Here is a 17,683-nt window from a genome sequence, read left to right as displayed (position 1 = left end):
CGCCCGGAAAAACAAGGGACTGCAAACCGCCCGGTCTGCGCGCTGCCACACATCCAGGGAGACCAACATGACATTCCGCACATTCGCTGCCGCAGCCCTTCTGGGAACCGCCGCGCTGACCGCCGCCTCTGCCCAGGCTGAAGAAGTCACGCTGAAGGCGGTGACCGCCTTTGCAACCGGCACAACTTTTTCCCGTGATTTCGAGGCTTTCGTTGATTGGGTCAATGAGAACGGAGAGGGCGTGGTGCAGATCGACCTGCTTGGCGGGCCCGAAGCCGTGCCGCCGTTTGAACTGGGCAACGCGGTGCAAGCGGGCATCGTCGACATCGCCAACAACACCACCGCCTACTACCCGAACCTGCTGCCCGCAGGCGACGCGCTGCACCTGGCGCAGAACACCGTTCAGGACCAGCGGGCCAACGGCTGCTATGAGCTGATCGACCAGGTTCACCAGGATCAGATGAACGTCAAATACCTCGCCCGTGTGGGCGATCACATGAATTATCATCTATATCTGACTAAGCCGCTGGACGGCCCGGACCTGACCGGACTGACCATCCGCACCACCCCGGTTTACCGCGCCATGTTCGAAAAGCTGGGGGCCACGCTTGTGCGCACGGCACCGGGCGAGGTCTATACCGCGCTGGAGCGCGGGGCGATCGACGGTTACGGCTGGCCCAGCCAGGGCGTGCTGGACCTTGGCTGGCACGAGCAGACTGCCTATCGCGTCGATCCCGGGTTCTATCAGGTGGACGTGAACTTCCTAGTGAACCTCGACAGCTGGAACGGGCTGAGCGATGAGCAGCGCGCCCTGCTGGAAAAGGGCGCCGCCTGGATCGAAGAGCAGAACGCCGAGAACATCGCCCGCAACGAGGCCGAGGCCAAAGCCCAGGCCGAGGCGGGGATCAAGACGATTACCCTGGAAGGCGAGAACGGGAAGCTATGGAGCGAAACCGCGCAGACCGAGGGCTGGGGCGAAGTGATGAAGACAGACCCGCAGCTTGGGGAAAAGCTGCAGGCCTGCCTGTTGAAGTGATGGGACCGGGGCGGCCTGGCGCCGCCTCGCCTCTTTACTCATGAACCGCTTAGACCGCAGTTTCGGCGTCCTGCTCACCGGCCTGGCCGTGCTCAGCGCCGCCATCCTCGCCGCGATCACCCTGGTGATTCCGCTCAATGTCCTGTTGCGCAACCTTGGGCTGCCGGTGATCTACGGCGCGTTGGACGCTATTGAATACGGGCTGATGGCGGCGGCTTTCCTCGGGGCCCCCTGGGTGCTGCGGCTGGACGCCCATGTGCAGGTTGACCTGGTCACCCACGGCCTGCCGCCGCGCGCCCGCCGGAGAGTTGTCCTGGCGGCCTGCCTGCTGGGGGCCGTGACCTGCGCCGCCCTTGGTTGGGCCGGGTTGCAGGCGCTGATGCAATCCTATGCCCGCGGCTCCATGGTACGCACCGCCTTTACCTTCCCGGAATGGTGGACGCTCACGGTTCTGCCGCTGTCGATGGCGCTGTGCACCCTCGAATTCCTGCGCAAGATCTTCCGCCCTGCGGCGGGAGACGCGCCGCTTTCCGGTCTCTGAAAGGACTGCAGATGGATTGGATCCTCACCCTGTCGCTGATGCTGGGCGGCCTGGCTGCGCTGCTGCTGATCGGCCTGCCGGTGGCCTTTGCCTTTATCACGGTCACCATGATCGGCGCTTACGAGGTGCTGGGCGGCGACCGCGGCCTGCTGCAGCTGGCGCGCAACGCGACCCAGTCGGTGGCCAATTTCCAGATGGCACCGATCCCGCTGTTCATCCTGATGGGGGAGATCCTGTTCCAGACCGGCATCGCCCACCGCGCCATCGACGCGATCGAGCGGGTGGTCACGCGGGTGCCCGGGCGGCTGTCGGTGGTCACCGTGTTCGGCGGCACCATCTTTGCCGCGCTGTCGGGATCAACCATCGCAAATACCGCCATGCTGGGGTCAACCCTGATGCCCGGCATGCTGAAACGGGGCTATCATCCGACCATGGCGATGGGGCCGATCATGGCCTCAGGCGCCATTGCCATGCTGATCCCGCCGTCGGCGCTGGCGGTGCTGGTTGGCAGCCTGGCGGGGATTTCCATCGCCGGCCTGCTGGTGGCAGGCGTCTTGCCCGCGCTGCTGCTGGCAGGGGCTTTTGTGGTCTACATCGTGGCCCGCAGCCTGCTGGATCCCACGGCGGCACCGCCCGACGATCTGCCGCAGATGAGTCTGGGAGAACGCTGGCGGCCCTTCCTGATCTACGTGGCCCCGCTGTCGGTGCTGTTTGCTGTGGTAATCGGCAGCCTGCTGCTGGGGTTCGCCACCCCGACGGAATCCGCAGCGCTTGGCTGTCTGGCGGCACTTGCCACCGGCGCCGCCTACCGGTCGCTGTCGTTTGACAAGGTCGCCAAGGCGCTGATGGAAACCGTGAAGCTGTCGGTGATTATCCTGTTCATCATGGCCGCCAGCCAGACCTTTGCCCAGGTGCTGTCCTTCAGCGGCGCCACCAACGGGCTGATCAAGGCAATCAACGCGGTGAACCCGACCCCCATCATGGTGCTGGTCGGCATGATCGTGATCCTGCTGCTGCTTGGCTGTTTTGTCGACCAGGTCTCGATGCTGATGGTGACCGTACCGGTATTTGTGCCGCTGGCTGCGCAGATGGGCATCAACGAGCTGGTGCTGGGCGTGGTCTATCTGCTGACCATGGAGATCGGCCTGCTGACCCCGCCTTTCGGCCTGTTGCTCTTTGTGATGCGGGGGGTCGCCCCCGAGGGCATCGGGATGAAGCATATCTATGCCGCGGTCACGCCCTTCCTGGTGATCAAGCTGGCAGTTCTGGCGCTGATTGTCTGGCAGCCCGCTATTGGCACTTGGCTGCCCGGGCTGATGGCAAAATAGGCTGCGCTTCCTGGAGGACCATCGGGCTATGCCGGCTGAGCTAGGATTTTCTGGAGCGCGGCCTCGCAGCGCTTCAGTTCCGCAGCTAAATCACGCTGCGCCTCCGGCACCTCTTGAAAACGACCGTCACGGCCCAGATCCTCCAGCCGCCGCGCCGCCTCGGCCACTGCTGAGGCACTGACGACCGCGGCTGAGCCCTTGAGTGTATGTGCCGCGCGCCGCAGCTCTTCCGCGTCTTGATCCCGGCGCGCGGTTTCTATGCCGGCTGCCAGCTCTGGCGCTTGCGACAGGAAAAGTTCCGCCATCTCCCGCAGCAAGCCTTCATCGCCCAGTTTGGCCAAGGCGTCTTGCCAATCGACCACCTCCGGACTGGCGGCGCCAGGAAGCGGATCGGCATCGACGGGCGCTGCCTCCGTCAGCCCAGGTGCTTGCTCCGGCTCCCGCGGCGCTGCGCCGGGGGCCGCCTGTTCAACGGCACGCAGCAAGGCGCCGGCCCGGAACGGCTTGCCGACAAAATCGTCCATCCCGGCTTTGGCGCAGCGCTCGCGGTCTGCCGGCGTCACGCTGGCGGTACAGGCAATAATCGGCAGCCGCCGGCCCCCGTCCGGTTCACGGGCGCGGATTGCTTCGGCGGCAGCGACACCGTCCATGACCGGCATGTGCATGTCCATAAGCACCAGGTCATAGTTGTTGCGCGCCGTGGCTTCGACTGCCTCCCGGCCGTTTTCGGCCAGGTCCACACTGTGACCGCGCCGGGTCAGCAGATCGATCGCGACCTTTTGATTGACCACGCCATCCTCGGCCAGCAGGATCTTCAGCGGTTTGACACCGGCGTCAGCCGGAACCGGCTGGGGCGCAGCCTCGCGCTCAGAGGTGCCAATTGCCGCGAGAATGGCGTTCAGCAGGTCGGATTGCTTCACCGGCTTGACCAGCATCCGGTGGATCTTCAATTCGCGCAGGCGTGCGTCGCCGCCAGAGTAGCCCGCGGAGGACATGATCAGGATGCGCATTGCATCCAGTGCCGGGCGCTCGCGGATCTTCGCGGCCAGCGCCATACCGTCCATTTCCGGCATCATCAGGTCGAGCAGCGCCAGCCGCGGCTGGGTGCCGCGGGAGATCATCGCATCAAGCCGGGACAGCGCATCGGCCCCGCTGTCGGCCAATACCGGCGTCATGCCCCAATTCTCCAGTATCTCCGCTTGGATCCTGCGGTTGGTCGCGTTGTCGTCGGTGACGAGCACCGGCATGCCATGCAGTTCCTTGGGCACTGCCGCACGCGGCAGGTCGTCCTCGCTGGCCAGGCCCATCTCCACCGCAAAGCAAAACCTGCTGCCCTTGCCCGGCGCACTCTCCAGCGTCATTTTCCCGCCCATCTTACGGGCCAATTGAGCCGAGATTGCGAGGCCCAGACCGGTGCCGCCATACTGCCGGGTGGTCGAGGCGTCTGCCTGGCCGAAAGCCTCGAAAATTCTGTTCTGCTGGTCCTTGGGGATGCCGATGCCGGTGTCGCGCACTTCGAATTCCACCTTGACCCCAGTTTCGCTGAGGCCCGCCAGACGGGTATCCACCACCACCTCACCCTGGCCGGTGAATTTAATGGCATTGCCAACCAGATTGACGATGATCTGGCGCAGGCGCGTCGGGTCGCCGACCACCCTGTCGGGAACCTCTGGCGGGATGTGGTGGGCCAGCTCCAGCCCCTTCTCAGCGGCACGCACGGCCAGCGTCTGCAGGGTATCGCCCAACAAATCGCGCAGCCGGAAGGGGGCCTTTTCCAGCTCCAGCCGCCCTGCTTCGATCTTGGAGAAATCGAGAATATCATTGATGAGATTCAGCAGTGTGTCCCCGGATCGCATGATGATCCGCGCGTACTCGCTCTGCTGCGGCGTGAGGCCGGTGCCGCAAAGCAGCTCGGCCATGCCGATCACGCCATTGAGCGGCGTCCGGATTTCGTGGCTCATGTTTGCCAGGAACTGGCTTTTGGCTACGCTTGCCTGCAGCGCCGCATCGCGGGCAGTCTCCAGTTCTGCATGCGAGCGGCGCAGCTCCCCAGTGCGCTGTTCCAGTTCAGCAGTGCGGGCGGCGACCAGCTCTTCCAGCTGACTGCGGTGCTTTTGCAGTTCGGTGATATCCGTATAAGCGCTGACGGTACCGCCATCGCGGGTCTTATGTTCGCTGATCCAAAGCCAGCGTCCGGTCGTGTGATGGACGGCAATCGGTTTGCCGGGCTTGCGATGGGCGGCCAGGCGGTTTGCGATCCATTCCTCTTCACTCACGCCCCCTGTCGAAACCAGCCCGGCCCTGAACACCGCGTGCAGCACATCCTCGAAGGTCATCCCCGGTTCCAGCTTCTCCACCTGCGGAAAGAATTTTTCCCGGAAAACCGAGTTGAACAAGACCAGCCTGTCCTCTGCGTCATAAAGGACAAACCCCTCTTCGACCGACTCAATCGCATCCACCAGCTGGGTCCGGGCATTTTCGGCCCGGGCGCGGGCTTCCTGCACTTCGGCTTCGGCGCGCTGCCGGGCTACCACAATACCCAGTTGCGCACCAACCTGCGCCATCACGTCCTGCAGCGCCGGGTTTTTCTCTTCCACGCGGCTCGAAAAGAACTCCAGCACCGCAACAACGCGCCCGCCGTGCGTTACGGGGAAACCCGCACCGGTCTTTACTCCGATTTCCTCGGCCAGCTTGGCACGGGGGAAATTGGGATCGCGGTTCACATCCGGGATCCAAGCCAGTTCACCGCTGCTGAACACCCGCCCGGGCAAGCCGGTGCCAGGCGCAAAGCGGGTTGCGCAGGTCACTTTACGGAAGGTTTCAAAACCATCCGGGTCCGCCAGGTGCCAGATATCCGACGGCGCCAGGTCGCCCGCCTCCTCATCGTATAAATAGACATGCCCTACCGGCCAGCCTGTGTGGGTGCAGATCTCATCAAGCGCAACCTGGAAGGCGTCCCCGATGCTCTCCGCCTCATTGGCGGCCCGGGTGATTGTCTGGTTGCATTTCAGCAGCGCCGTGCTTTCCCGCAGGGAGGCCTCGGCGCGGGTCCGTTCGGCGATCTGGCGGCTGAGGGATGCCAGGAAAACGACCAGGATGGCCGTTACGGCCAAGCCGCCTGTCAAGGCAACTGTCGCATCGGACGGCCATGCTTTGGGCCGGAACTCCTCCCCCGGGAGCGCCAGAAACGCCCAGTTCCGCCCTCGCAGATCAAACCCGGCCGAATAACTGAGGTCGGCCGCGGCGGCCAGGGCGGCAAGATCGGCGGTTTGCCGTTTCTCCCTGATGCCGTCCGTATGGCGTTTCGGCAACAGGAAGCTCTCACCGGTTACGCTGTCGATCAGGTGGACCTCGACACCATCTCCCGGGAAGTGATCCAGCGCGTCCTTCAGGATATCGCTGACCCGCAGAACCACAGCCACGACGCCCTGCAGCTCTTCGCGGCGTAGCGCGGGGCCGGAGCGGGTGAAATACGGGGCAGCAATAGCGATGCGGGACTGGCCGCCGGCCAGGCCAGGCATAGCGATATGCGGGCTGGCCACCACCCCGGCGCCGTCACGGGCCTGCTCAATCACCTTGAGGAACACCGGGTCGGACGCCAAATCGTAGCCAAGGGTGCCCAGCGCCGCGCTGCGCCGGGATTCGACGAAGAACACCGGGAAATGCGCCTCCCGCGGCTGAGGCGGGAGGCGCGACCCATCCGGTGCGCTCTGATAGATGTCATAAGGAGCCCGCAGCTGCGCGGCGCCGAGGTTCTCCCAAAAAGGCAGCAGATTGCTTTCAACCCGGGGAGCGAACAGCACAAGTTCAATGTTCGGCTGATCATTCAGGAAGGGCCGCACGAAAATCTGGAACTCGCGGCGCTCCACCGAGCGTGAACTGGCATAGAGCCCATGCAGCGCATCTATCACCGATGCGCCCTGCAGCATCTGCCGCTTGACGGCCTCCACGCGGCGCGCGGCGGCGCGGTCGAACTCAGCCGCCGCGGTTTCGCGTTCCTCTTTCAGAAGCGCCTGCCAGACGATCAGCGTCAGCGCCAGGCTGAGCAGCCCTACAGTGCCGATCACCCAGGCCCGGCCACCGACAAAAATGCGGCTCGCAAGCGACGCCTGTTCGCCAGGGGCGGGACCGGACGGTTTTGCTCTACTGGTCATCTGGCCAGACTCCAAAGGCCGGTACGGCTGATGATACCGCTATTTTGCTGCCCGCCTATGGGAACAGGCCGCGCAAAAGCTTGGCATCGGTCACCCGCTGAACACCTTCGACCAGCGCCGCGGTGCGCATATCGAGCCCATCGCGCGCAGCACGTGCCACCGTGCGCTCAAAGGCGCTGAGCATGATTTCGCGGAGCCGGCCGTTGATTTCATCCAGCTTCCAAGTCAGGTTCTGGGTGCCCTGCACCCACTCGAAATAGGACACCGTGACACCGCCCGCGTTACCCAGCACGTCCGGCACAATCATGGTGCCTTTCTCGTTGAGGATTTCATCAGCCTCCAGCGTCGTCGGGCCATTGGCGCCCTCGGCCAGGATCTTGCAGTCGACCCGGTCAGCGTTCTCGGCGGTCACCTGGTTTTGCAGCGCCGCCAATGCCAGCACATCGCATTTGGTCTCCAGCAGTTCGGCATTGGTAATGGCGTCGGCTTCGGGGTAGCCCTTCAGCACCCGGTGTTCGGCCACATAATCCATCAGCGCCTGAACCGGCAGCCCCTTGGGATTGTAGAGGCCGGCCGACACATCGCTGACGGCAACGATCTTTGCCCCGGCTTCCTCCAGGAATTTCGCCGTGTAGCTGCCGACATTGCCAAAGCCCTGCACCACGGCAGGCGCCCCCTGCAGGTCAAGCCCGCTATGGCGGGCAGCGGCCTCGATCATGTATACCAGCCCGCGCCCGGTGGCCTCCCGGCGGCCGAGCGAGCCGCCCAGCACGACCGGCTTGCCAGTGACCACTGTCGGCACAGAGTAGCCCGCCTGCTGGCTGTAGGTGTCCATCATCCAGGCCATTACTTGCTCATTGGTGCCCATGTCGGGGGCGGGAATGTCCTTGTCGGGACCGATCATATCAATGATCTCGGTGGTATAGCGGCGGGTCAGCCGCTGCAGCTCATGCCGCGACAGTCCGGTGGGATCGACCCGAACGCCCCCCTTGGCGCCGCCGAAGGGCAGGTTCATCAAGGCGCATTTCCAGGTCATCCAGGTGGCCAGGGCCGCGACCTCCCCCAGGTCCACATCTTCGTGGTAGCGCACACCGCCCTTGGTCGGCCCCATCGTCAGAACATGCTGCACGCGGTAGCCGAACACGGTTTCCACCTGGCTGCGGTCATCGCGGAAGAAGGGGAAAGACACCACCTGGGTGCGCTGCGGGAACAGCAGCCGCTGCCTGATGTTGTCATCCAGCTCCATGATCTGCGCCGCCTTCAGGAATTGCTGCTGCGCGAGACGGAACATCGGGGAATCCCATTCCGCGGTGCGCGCCCGGGCGCGGGCCAGCGAGTAGCGGATCGCGCGGCCCAGCGCGACCGCGTTGAGATTGGATTTGACCAGGAAATCACTGGCTCCGGCCTCCACCGCGTTTGCAGCGAGTTTCAGGTCATCCATGGCGGTGAGGATCACCACCGGCGTATCCGGCGCCGCCGCGCGGACCCGGAAAAGCGTTTCAAGCTCCTGGCTGTCGGGCAGCACCAGATCCAGCAGCACCAGATCGATGCCGCCAGCGGCCAAGCGGGCAAGCCCATCTGCCAAGTTCGCGGCAGGATCGACTGAACATTGCAATTGGGGCTCGCTGTCGATCAGCCGCTCTACAAGTTTCATATGGAGCGGATTGTCCTCGACCAGCAGGACTTTGACGGTTTGGTCGGCCATGCTGTTTCCTTTCTAGGCGAAAGACGCATCGGGCCTTCCTATGCTGATACAAAGTTCTGCCGCAGTCATCTTGCAGGCGTCTGGATCGCCAAGAAGTGATCACTGGCGCGCCGAAGTTGAGAATGGCCTCGTTCAGCGCCTCGACGCAAAAGCCAGCCTCCAGCGTATTCGAAATGCGCCAGTAAAGAACCTTTCGCGAGTGCCAATCCATGATGGCGGCCAATTACGGGAACCTGCCCGGCGGTCATGAAGGATCTTTTGGGGCGGCCATTGGCATCAGTGACTGCGTGCAGCTCGGGGTTCATTCCGCCCTTGGCACGCCAATCAGGCATCCGCCCCCCTTTTTCAGCCGCAGGCTTGAGGCCGTGCGATGTGCCTTCAGGTAGATAGCGCCGATCATGATCGCCTTTTCATCGGAATGCCCCATCTGAACTAGTCCACCAGATTCCGGGACTGAGCACCTAAAGTTCCAGGATGACTAAAATTTTCTCTTTTGTTTTAATCCCTTATTACCTTCTAACGTGCATATTGCCGCTGTTGGCAGCTGCGATTTCAAACTGCTCTGCAGCTTCCTGGGTACCTAGTTAAACAGGATGACAGTATGACTCACAAAGTTTCCAGAATTGCGCTTTTAGCCGGGGCATTGCTTGCTGCAGCAGGCTGCAGTGTTCAGGACAGAGCAAATGACACCCTGAATGGAATGCACAGCACGCGGCTCCTGGTTGACGAGAGCGTGGCTGGGGGAATGGGTGGAACTGCAGCGTATGAAACGGAACAAACCATGAACGCATTCTTGACGGGCTACAGCTATTGGGACAATACCCCTCGCGGCTCGGCACAGATTGCCCGTCCAGTGATCCACCGGAAGGCAGGCGGGACCGGAACCTACGAGGACCCGGTGACCCTTGCGGTCGGCCATGTGAAACGAAACGGCCGCAGCTACATGGACTACCCGGCAGGCACGAAGTTCTACATCAAGAACCTGCAACGGTATGCAATTGTCGAGGATCTGTGCGGTGACGGGCCGAAACCTCAGGCAGGACCGTGCCACAGTGGCTATCAAGGCCATGACTGGCTGGATATCTACGTGGGCGGTAAGGGCATCAGTGAAAGCTGGGTTGACGGCTGCATGAACCGCATCACCGGCATTCAGCCGGTTATCCTGAACCCACGGCCGGGTTATCCGGTGTCGCCTGGAGAGATCGCGGCCAGCGGATGCACCACCTTTTAACGCAAAGCCGCAGTGCGGGCTTTTGCAACTCCGCGTCTTGCCTGTTCATTCCAATCAGCCTGAACCGGCAAGACGATGGGCAATTGCCTGCAGAATTACACCGTTAGTGTTCAAATCGGAATAGGCCTCGGTTGGCCGCCCGGTTTTCAGGTAGATGCTCGACGCAAACCCGTTTTTGGTTTTGGCAACACTTCTGGCGAACCCGACAAGTTTTTCGGAGTAGTCATGCGGCTGATAGGCCGACCAGAGAAAGGCTGCTTTGCTGCTGACAACCAGGTTTTCCTTGCGGAACTCCGGCGTTCTGTACTCGGGCTCCTGCCCGACCGTGTCAAACGCCCAAGTGCGCTCCTGCGCATCCAGCTGCAGCCCCTGATAGAGAAACCAGGGGGCCTTGTCGATTGGTCCTTCCGAGACGCAGATGAGCCGGCCTGTTTCGCGGAAATCCTCCAGTTGCGCGCCAAACAGCACGTCAGCCAGATAGGCGCTCTCCTGGGACATCCCCAACTCCATAGCCTCAAGCAACAGGGGCTCTGCGCCAATCGGCCCGATCCTGGCCGCAGCTTCAAGCAGCGCCATCTGCCCGTCAGCCGCCGACCGGTTGGCAAAGACCTCATACGGGGACTTTACAGATACCCCCCACCGCCGGAAGGCCAAGGCCGAATAATGGGCGCTGTGTGACACGTATGAGGTCTTCAATTCGCCGTTTGTGACCGAGTGAATCTCGCCATTAATAACCACTTCCTGGAGATGCCAAGAGGCAACAAGCTCCTCCAGCTGATCGCCGAAATTGCTGTGCCGGCGCAGGTTGTCCAAGGCGGCGAGCAGCCGGCCCGCATCGGAGCCGTCAAAGTTCTTGTTGCCCCACTTGCGGCGATCGGTTCGTATCCACCCTTGCGGCAAGTGGCGGCCCTGCGACGTGCGGCCCGCAATATTGGGCAGGATCTTGCGAATTGCTGCCGTGAATTCGTCCTGGCTGATCAAGCCGATTTGCATGGCGCCCAAAAGCCCGTTGATGTGGCTGCCGACATCCCACATCGTGACGGCCTCGTGATGCCGCCCGCCCGGAGCGAAGTCCACGGTCGCAGGGCACAGCCCCGTCTTGGGGTCGGTGAATTTCTCGAAATACCGCCAAGCCACGCGGGCATCTTCAAGAAGCTCTTCCCGCCCGGCATCCCCGAGGCGCTGCCGTGTCTTTATCAGCTCTGGCGCCGTTGCAGCCGTTTTTCGGTACCGGGAGGGCAAAGGCCCTGAAGGCGCAACGGTCCGTGCGAACTCCTCAAGACGGAGAAACTTCGTCCCCTCGTCAGTCAGCATGTCCTTCAGAAAGCCTTCCAGTGCCCGCCGCTCCGGCGGGAATGCTATTGCCTCGGGCTTTATGAAAACCACTGCATCTGCGGTTCCGGCCGTCGCGGATTGGAAAGCCTCCATCACGCCGCTGCCGCTGACAACGCGTCTCTGGAACTGCAGGAAACCAGCGCGCCCTACCCCTTGAGTTCCAGCGTCTTCGGCAGAAAAGGCCACACCGATGCCCGGTCCCAGCGGCCGGACTGTCCGGATTTTAACGGCACTGCGGTCTTCGATAAAGATGGGGAACATGCCAGGCCGCCCAGCGCCAGCTACAGCGTCTCCATGCGATAATTCGGTTCGAACCCAAAAAGCGCTGCCGGACCGCACGCCAGATTTGCCCCCGGTGGAGTGGGGAATGCCCGCCGACTGCAAAAACTTTGTGAAGGCAGAGTACGCGGACAACTGATCGCGATCATTCTCCTGCGGTTGCAGTACATGCAGGCACACCACACGCTTGAACCCGTAGCTGTCGCGCAGTTGGATGTCTGTCACCGGCAACAAAGACAAATCCCCATCCAGCTCCCGGTGCGAAAGCGCGCTGGCGAAACGCTCCGCAGCTGTTTCCAGCTGGTTCAGAGCGATTTGGGAGAAGTCCCGGGCCGATAGGTAGAGTATGTTCTGGCTGGGGGAATAACCGGGAGCTTCCACGTCTCCATTGAAATCCCTCAGGGACTGCACCGTGCCGCCAAAAAGCCGCACGACACCGTTTTCCCAAGTCTCAGAGCGCACAGGAGCCGACTGCGCCGGAACCGACAGGAGATTGAGGATGCCAGCGGAACGCACCCCCCGGGGAGCAGCAGGGGCATCCTGATCCGCACATGCGATTGTCTGCATAAGGTGGGCAGAGTTTCGGGCAGACGCCGCCGGCCGCATCATGATTTTCATGGCAGAGAGAGCCTCATGGGCGGCCCGGGCCTGAAAATGCTCGGAAAGCGACGCCAGATCCGGAACGTAGGGCACAACATCCAAACCGTTGCTGCCGAGCATATACCCGTTCAGCACCTGTGCCAGCTTGCTTTTCGCAGTATAGGCCCGGCCCTGCTTGTCAAAAGGATTGACCACGCAGGCAAGCGGAATGTTCCGGTCGAGGAAGGCATCTATTACCGCAATGAGATGCGGGATCGAGACGTCCTCGCCGATGTCCGTAACAACCGGATAGGCTTGCGCCGGAAGCTTCCACAGCGAGGAAGCGGCTCCCTTCTCCGGTAACAGGGCCAAACTGGCCGCCGCCGACTTCAGAAATGATCTGCGTCTCATGTGTTGCCAGCCACCAAACCGTAATCACGCCCGTGACGTTTGACGGTACCCCAGTTGGCTAAACGCCCGGTTACGGCACGCAGGATCGAGCGGATGACCGAAAAATACAGGAGCGGGCGGTAAGCCAGCCGCTGCAGCGGGAACAGCAGCAAGGACCAGTTGCTTTCGTCTTCATCAGAGGTGATCGCAATAGCGGCAATCAGCAGTTCCAAGGCCGGCAGCGCCAAGAAGGCCCAAAGGTATTGCGCCGTTTGCACTTGCTGCGTGCTGCCGATATCGCCTGTCCAGCCGCCTGCCATAAGGTGGTACAGCATAACGATCACGAACAGGTCTGCGATGGGGGCCAGCAGCGGGAAAACATAGCCGAACACGAACATGTCCGAAATGGACACCAGGCCGATAGACCGCCCCTCGATGATCGCCCGTTTATGCTTCCAGGCGCTTTGGAACATGCCCAGCGACCAGCGGAGCCGTTGCTTCAGGAGCTGGCCCACTTTCTCCGGCACTTCGGTGTATGCCTTGGCCTTAGGCTCAAAGACGACATTGTAGCCCGCCCGGTTCACCTGAATTGTGAGGTCGGTGTCCTCAGTCAGGGTTTCCTCACTGAACAACCCCGCCTTTTTCAAAGCATCAATCCGCCACGCGCCAATGGCCCCGGGAACCACCAGGATGCCGTTGATCAGGTCGAATGCCTTCCTCTCGACATTCTGGGAGGTCGCATACTCAAACGCTTGCAGGCGGGTCAGCAGGTTCACGCGGTTACCTGCGATGATTTTGCCTGCCACGGCGCCGGTTTTCGGGTCTGCAAAATGCCTGACGAGATGCGTGATCGCGTTTTTGCAGACTTGCGTGTCCGCATCGATACAAACAGCAAATTCTGCGTCGGTGCTTTGGATGGCTCTGTTCAGCGCGCTCCATTTGCCCTGGTTCGGCTGCGAGATGAGGCGCACCTCGCTTTTGTGGCCGAACTTCAGGACCTCGATCAGCGTGTCATCGGTCGAGCCATCGTCCACAACGATGATTTCCAGGTTTTTGTAACCGCTCGAACGGACGCTTTCGACGCTTTGGGCAATCACCTTTGCTTCGTTGTGGGCAGGGATCACCACGGCGACCTTCGGCTGCCTCTGCAAGGGCGTAAACCGTTCGCGGCGGTTCAAAAGCGCCAGGATCAGAATGCCGGCCGAGCGGAGAAGGCCAATTGCAAGCACCACCCAGAAAACAACCACGACCGCCTGTTGCGCCATCCAGACCATGGAGAACGAAACCCGGTCAAAAACCGGAGAGCCGCCTTCGGCAACAGGCATCAGGGCCGCGCGGTTGGTGCCCAGAAGATCCGCGAGCGTCGTGAACTCATAGCCTTTTGCCCGCAGTGACCGGATAATCGGGCGGACGGCTTCCACAGTCGCCGCGCGGTCCTGTCCGCCATCGTGCAAAAGAATGACGTTGCCGCTCCCCTGCTCCACCTCGCTGATCACATAGTTTGCAATCTGTCCGCTGTCCCAGCCTTCCCAGTCTTTCGGGACGATTTCCATACCGGCAATAGTGTACCCGCGGGCTTCGGCAGCCTCCAGCGAGGCTGCACGTTCGGCGCTGATCGGTCCGCCGCGGCGCTGAAACGGCTCGCGGTAGAGCATGGTTTTCCGGCCGGCTGATCCAGCCAGGATCTTGTCCAAAAGCGCAAATTCCAGGTCGACACGGGTCTGGGAGATCTGGTCCATTCTCGGATGGGAGAAGCTGTGCGCGCCAACCTCGTGCCCTTCATCAATCATCCGGGCGACCAGATCGGGAGAGTTCATGACACTGGTGCCAACAACGAAGAAGGAACCGGGCACCTGTTCTTCCTGCAAGATGTCCAGGATTTCCTTGGTGAACTTCTCGTGCGGGCCGTCATCGAAGGTCAACACAAGCTTGCGCCGGTCAGGCCTGCCGTAAAGCTCAATCGAATACGGCTTTGGCAACCGGCTGTAGGTCTGGTTCGTGACCAGCCCGGTTTCGGCGTCAAAGGATAGCTGACGGACACCAGCCGATGCGCGCTGGTCTATTCGAATGAAGGCGCCCTGCCCCTTGTAATCGACAAAGTTGTTGAGCTCCGCAACGGTCAGTTCAGCTGCAAGAACATCCTTGGCAGCATTCTGATGCTGCAGGACTTTCCAGATGCCGGGGTCTTCCTGGCCAAGCGACCAGACAGCGACATTGGCAATACCAAGCTCTTTCAGGCGGAGCAGCTGGTTGTGCGCGGATGCGGCGTCGAGCATCCAGATTTTGCGCTGCCGCCCCTGTGCGTCCCGGTAGCGGCTGAAGCTGTTTGAGGATTTTGCGCTGAAGCGGAGCTCCGCTCCGGCGGTGCTCAGTCTCTGCATCGCTTCCGAGTAAGAAAGAACCTCCGGCTTTGATGAACCAGAGGTCCATTCAACGGCGAAATTCCCGATCGCGACGACCAACTTTTTTGCACCTACGGCTTGGACCGCCTCAGCTGTCACATCCTCAATCCAGCCGTACGGTGCAAGCGGCCCCGGCACGGATTCCGCCCAAGGTTCCTGAAAGAGCTTCAGGATAATCTGGTCAAACAGATCGGTCAGATCCGCGTTTTTCCACTCAGGCTGGCTGCCCGCAAGGATGGTGCAGGCTGTCAGCCCGCGTGCGCGGAATGTATCAGAAAAGCTCGTCATCAGCGGTCTGAGACGCTGGAACGCTTCAGGGGCCATTCCAGTGAAATCCAGGCACGCCCCTTGGGCGTTCAAGGCTGCCACAGCGGTGGCCATACCTTCAGCGAGCTCCGACGCTTGTGCAGCATCAGCGATACTTTCCAGAAAAGCTTCTTCTGTCCTGTTCGCGCCTAGCAAAACGGCCGGCAGGAGTTGCGGTCGCACAGAGGTGCCGGACATGTACTCTTCAACAGAAATCCGAGTGTCCTTGCTGATTACCGAAACTGCAAGGCGGTCCTGTTGCTCGACGATGCTGATCCATTCCGGCACAACGACGCCCATTTGGCCGCAACTGTCTTCCAGCGACAAAAACGCCCCTTCTGACGATACGGGCACATGGCCGAAGACCCGCGGAACCCCTGTGTCCGCCATCGCCGAAAACACGGGCTGTTTGCGCCCTGCTTCGCAGTCGGACCCTGCCTGAGGCAGCGTTGACGCAGACGCCAAGTGGGTCAGGTCGTGTTGGCCGTTGCTGTCCAGGGCTGAATGAACATGGCTGCGGTTGTCCCGATAAAAGGGATTCAGCTCTCGCAGCGCAGACTGCAACGAAAACGAGCCGTCAAGAAAAAGGATCGCCCAGCACAGGACCGCCGTAACGAAGGCGATCACCATAGCCCTAACCCGGCGGGCCCGGACTCGTTTTGGGTCGTCGAACACTTTGCGTGACGACATGACGGTCTCCAGCCTGTCCTGATGAAAGGAAAACCGTTTCAATATAGCCCCCTCCGAATGCAGGCGCGCTGCATCTCGAGAGCTGGCAGGCACACACCTGCAAAGCGGAAAACATCACTACTGTTAGCCACGGTCCCCCGACCCCCAAGCAGGCCAACACTGCTGTCTATTGTGCGCGGAGACCGTCCCCACAGTGATTCCGCACAAGACAAGCAGATCAGGCTACATGGCAGACAACTTCCTGCCTGAAACCGCTTTTGTCAAAATTTCCTCAAATTTTCTCTGAAATTCACTTGGTGGCGCCGCAAATGGGCTGACAATCCCGCGCCACGCGGGGAATTGTTGAGCAAATTTGAAACAAAGATTTGCTGTGGGCGCAGCCGCGCACCAGAAAGCTCAAATGAACGCGACTGCTAAACGGCTGCTTAAGAACCTGGCGGCCAAGGAAATCTGGCGCAATTTGCGGTCAAGATGCATAGCAATCTAACTGCCGGCGCCTCTGCAGATTTCCAGCCAGGCACAAGGCGGTGCGATTCTCTGGCCGCAGGCTGACCACCTGCACACAGCACAGTTCAGAACTTGGAAACAGTTTCCGCCCTCAGGCCGCTTTAACCTCAAAAATCATTTTAAATGCGGCGCTCAGGACGGATTTATTGAAAATTCATTGTTTTTTCCCAGGCCTGTTCTACCGGTATAACCACGATGAAGTTTACACAGCAGAAAGACACATGCCATGGCTAACGCATTTATCGGCGGCTTAAATGGCGCGCCTACTCTGATCAGACTCCTGGCCTTCGAGAAATTCGATGAGCCCGCGAGTACTGTATACGACAGCTTCTCGATCGAGATGACTGCCCTGGATGGCTCTGTTCTGACGCTGACGGGTAACTTCACCAGCATACTCGAAAGCGACTGGGAGATCTATTCGCTGTCTTACTCCGACGGTGACACGTCGCTTGCCTCCATTTCGGGCTTCGCACTTCCCTATGCGGAGTATGAGGCCATGAGTGGAAAGCAACTCATGAAGAGCCTTTTCTCTGGAGATGACGACATTTCCTTGAACCTAGGAACCGGTCTGGAAATCCGGTCACTGGCAGGAGATGATGTTGTCCGCCTCGGCACTGGCAACGACACCGCATGGGGTGGAGCTGGCAACGATACACTGACAGGCAGTGAAGGGGATGACCGGCTGCTGGGCGGCCGCGGACGGGACCTGTTGCGGGGCGAAGACGGCAGTGATGAACTCATTGGCGGCGGCGGGCGCGACAAGATTGCAGGCGGTTCTGAAAACGACACTCTGTTCGGAAACAAGGGAAGCGACAAGCTGTTTGGAGGGTCCGGCAACGACACCCTGCAGGGCGGCGGCGGGCAAGACACCCTGATTGGCGGGCAAAGCGATGACCTGCTTACCGGAGGGGCTGGCGCCGATGTCTTCATGTTCAGACGGAACGATCACACAGACGTTATTACCGACTTCGAAATCGGAATTGACAAAATTCATGTGAAAAGCGGAGCGTCCGGCATGAGTGGAGTGGATTTTGACCAGCAAGGCGAGGACGTGTTCGTCTACTTCGGAAATGTCACAGTAACCGTGCAAAACACGACCGTTGAACAGCTCGACGACGGATCGAATTTCCTGTTCTGAAGATACGATTTCCCGGCAGCGGCCTTGGCTTGAAAGGCAACGCCTTTGGGGAAGCAAGTCAT

Annotated in this window: 9 protein-coding genes and 1 pseudogene; 5 read left to right on the top strand and 5 right to left on the bottom strand. The window is 61.0% G+C overall.

The annotated features are described in order from the left end of the window. The first annotated feature begins 67 nt into the window (after positions 1 to 67). Genes dctP through CAER_RS0115790 form a run of 3 tightly spaced genes read left to right on the top strand, consistent with a single transcriptional unit; the run spans position 68 to position 2,905 of the window. A complete protein-coding gene (gene dctP / locus CAER_RS0115800; RefSeq protein WP_027236276.1) occupies positions 68 to 1,036 on the top strand; it encodes a TRAP transporter substrate-binding protein DctP in 969 nt (322 codons plus the stop codon). Between the two features lie 40 nt (positions 1,037 to 1,076). After that, the gene (locus tag CAER_RS0115795) at positions 1,077 to 1,577 is read left to right on the top strand and encodes a TRAP transporter small permease (protein ID WP_027236275.1); all 501 of its coding nucleotides are present in this window, start codon (positions 1,077 to 1,079) and stop codon (positions 1,575 to 1,577) included. 11 nt (positions 1,578 to 1,588) lie between these two features. Then, positions 1,589 to 2,905 carry a TRAP transporter large permease gene (locus CAER_RS0115790; protein WP_027236274.1) on the top strand — a complete coding sequence of 439 codons (1,317 nt, stop codon included), beginning with the start codon at positions 1,589 to 1,591 and terminating at the stop codon, positions 2,903 to 2,905. Between the two features lie 26 nt (positions 2,906 to 2,931). Here CAER_RS0115790 and CAER_RS28920 read toward each other — a convergent pair whose 3' ends face one another. From CAER_RS28920 to CAER_RS29265, 3 genes and pseudogenes are all read right to left on the bottom strand, one after another. Further along, positions 2,932 to 7,059 (bottom strand): response regulator, encoded by a 4,128-nt coding sequence (locus tag CAER_RS28920; RefSeq protein ID WP_154667780.1) that lies wholly within the window; start codon positions 7,057 to 7,059, stop codon positions 2,932 to 2,934. Between the two features lie 55 nt (positions 7,060 to 7,114). Beyond that, complete coding sequence (locus tag CAER_RS0115780) at positions 7,115 to 8,764, bottom strand: Glu/Leu/Phe/Val dehydrogenase dimerization domain-containing protein (protein WP_027236273.1); 1,650 nt, start codon at positions 8,762 to 8,764, stop codon at positions 7,115 to 7,117. Between the two features lie 230 nt (positions 8,765 to 8,994). After that, positions 8,995 to 9,182 (bottom strand): annotated as a pseudogene (locus tag CAER_RS29265) (IS5/IS1182 family transposase); the annotation flags it as partial. 363 nt (positions 9,183 to 9,545) lie between these two features. Here CAER_RS29265 and CAER_RS0115770 point away from each other — a divergent pair. Continuing rightward, on the top strand, positions 9,546 to 9,995 hold the full coding sequence (locus tag CAER_RS0115770) for a hypothetical protein (protein WP_209320202.1): 450 nt from the start codon (positions 9,546 to 9,548) through the stop codon (positions 9,993 to 9,995). Between the two features lie 54 nt (positions 9,996 to 10,049). Here CAER_RS0115770 and CAER_RS0115765 read toward each other — a convergent pair whose 3' ends face one another. Further along, positions 10,050 to 12,329: a DUF3131 domain-containing protein gene (locus CAER_RS0115765; protein ID WP_245597370.1), complete on the bottom strand. Its 2,280-nt coding sequence runs from the start codon at positions 12,327 to 12,329 to the stop codon at positions 10,050 to 10,052. 266 nt (positions 12,330 to 12,595) lie between these two features. Beyond that, on the bottom strand, positions 12,596 to 16,018 hold the full coding sequence (locus CAER_RS0115760) for a glycosyltransferase (protein WP_027236270.1): 3,423 nt from the start codon (positions 16,016 to 16,018) through the stop codon (positions 12,596 to 12,598). A gap of 691 nt (positions 16,019 to 16,709) precedes the next feature. Here CAER_RS0115760 and CAER_RS0115755 point away from each other — a divergent pair. Further along, complete coding sequence (locus tag CAER_RS0115755; protein WP_027236269.1) at positions 16,710 to 17,621, top strand: calcium-binding protein; 912 nt, start codon at positions 16,710 to 16,712, stop codon at positions 17,619 to 17,621. Positions 17,622 to 17,683: the final 62 nt, after the last annotated feature.

This window comes from Leisingera caerulea DSM 24564, from assembly GCF_000473325.1.
In the GTDB taxonomy this organism is placed as follows: Bacteria; Pseudomonadota; Alphaproteobacteria; order Rhodobacterales; family Rhodobacteraceae; genus Leisingera; species Leisingera caerulea.
Note: the sequence above shows the minus strand (reverse complement) of the source record. Positions and strands in the feature narration are given on the sequence as shown.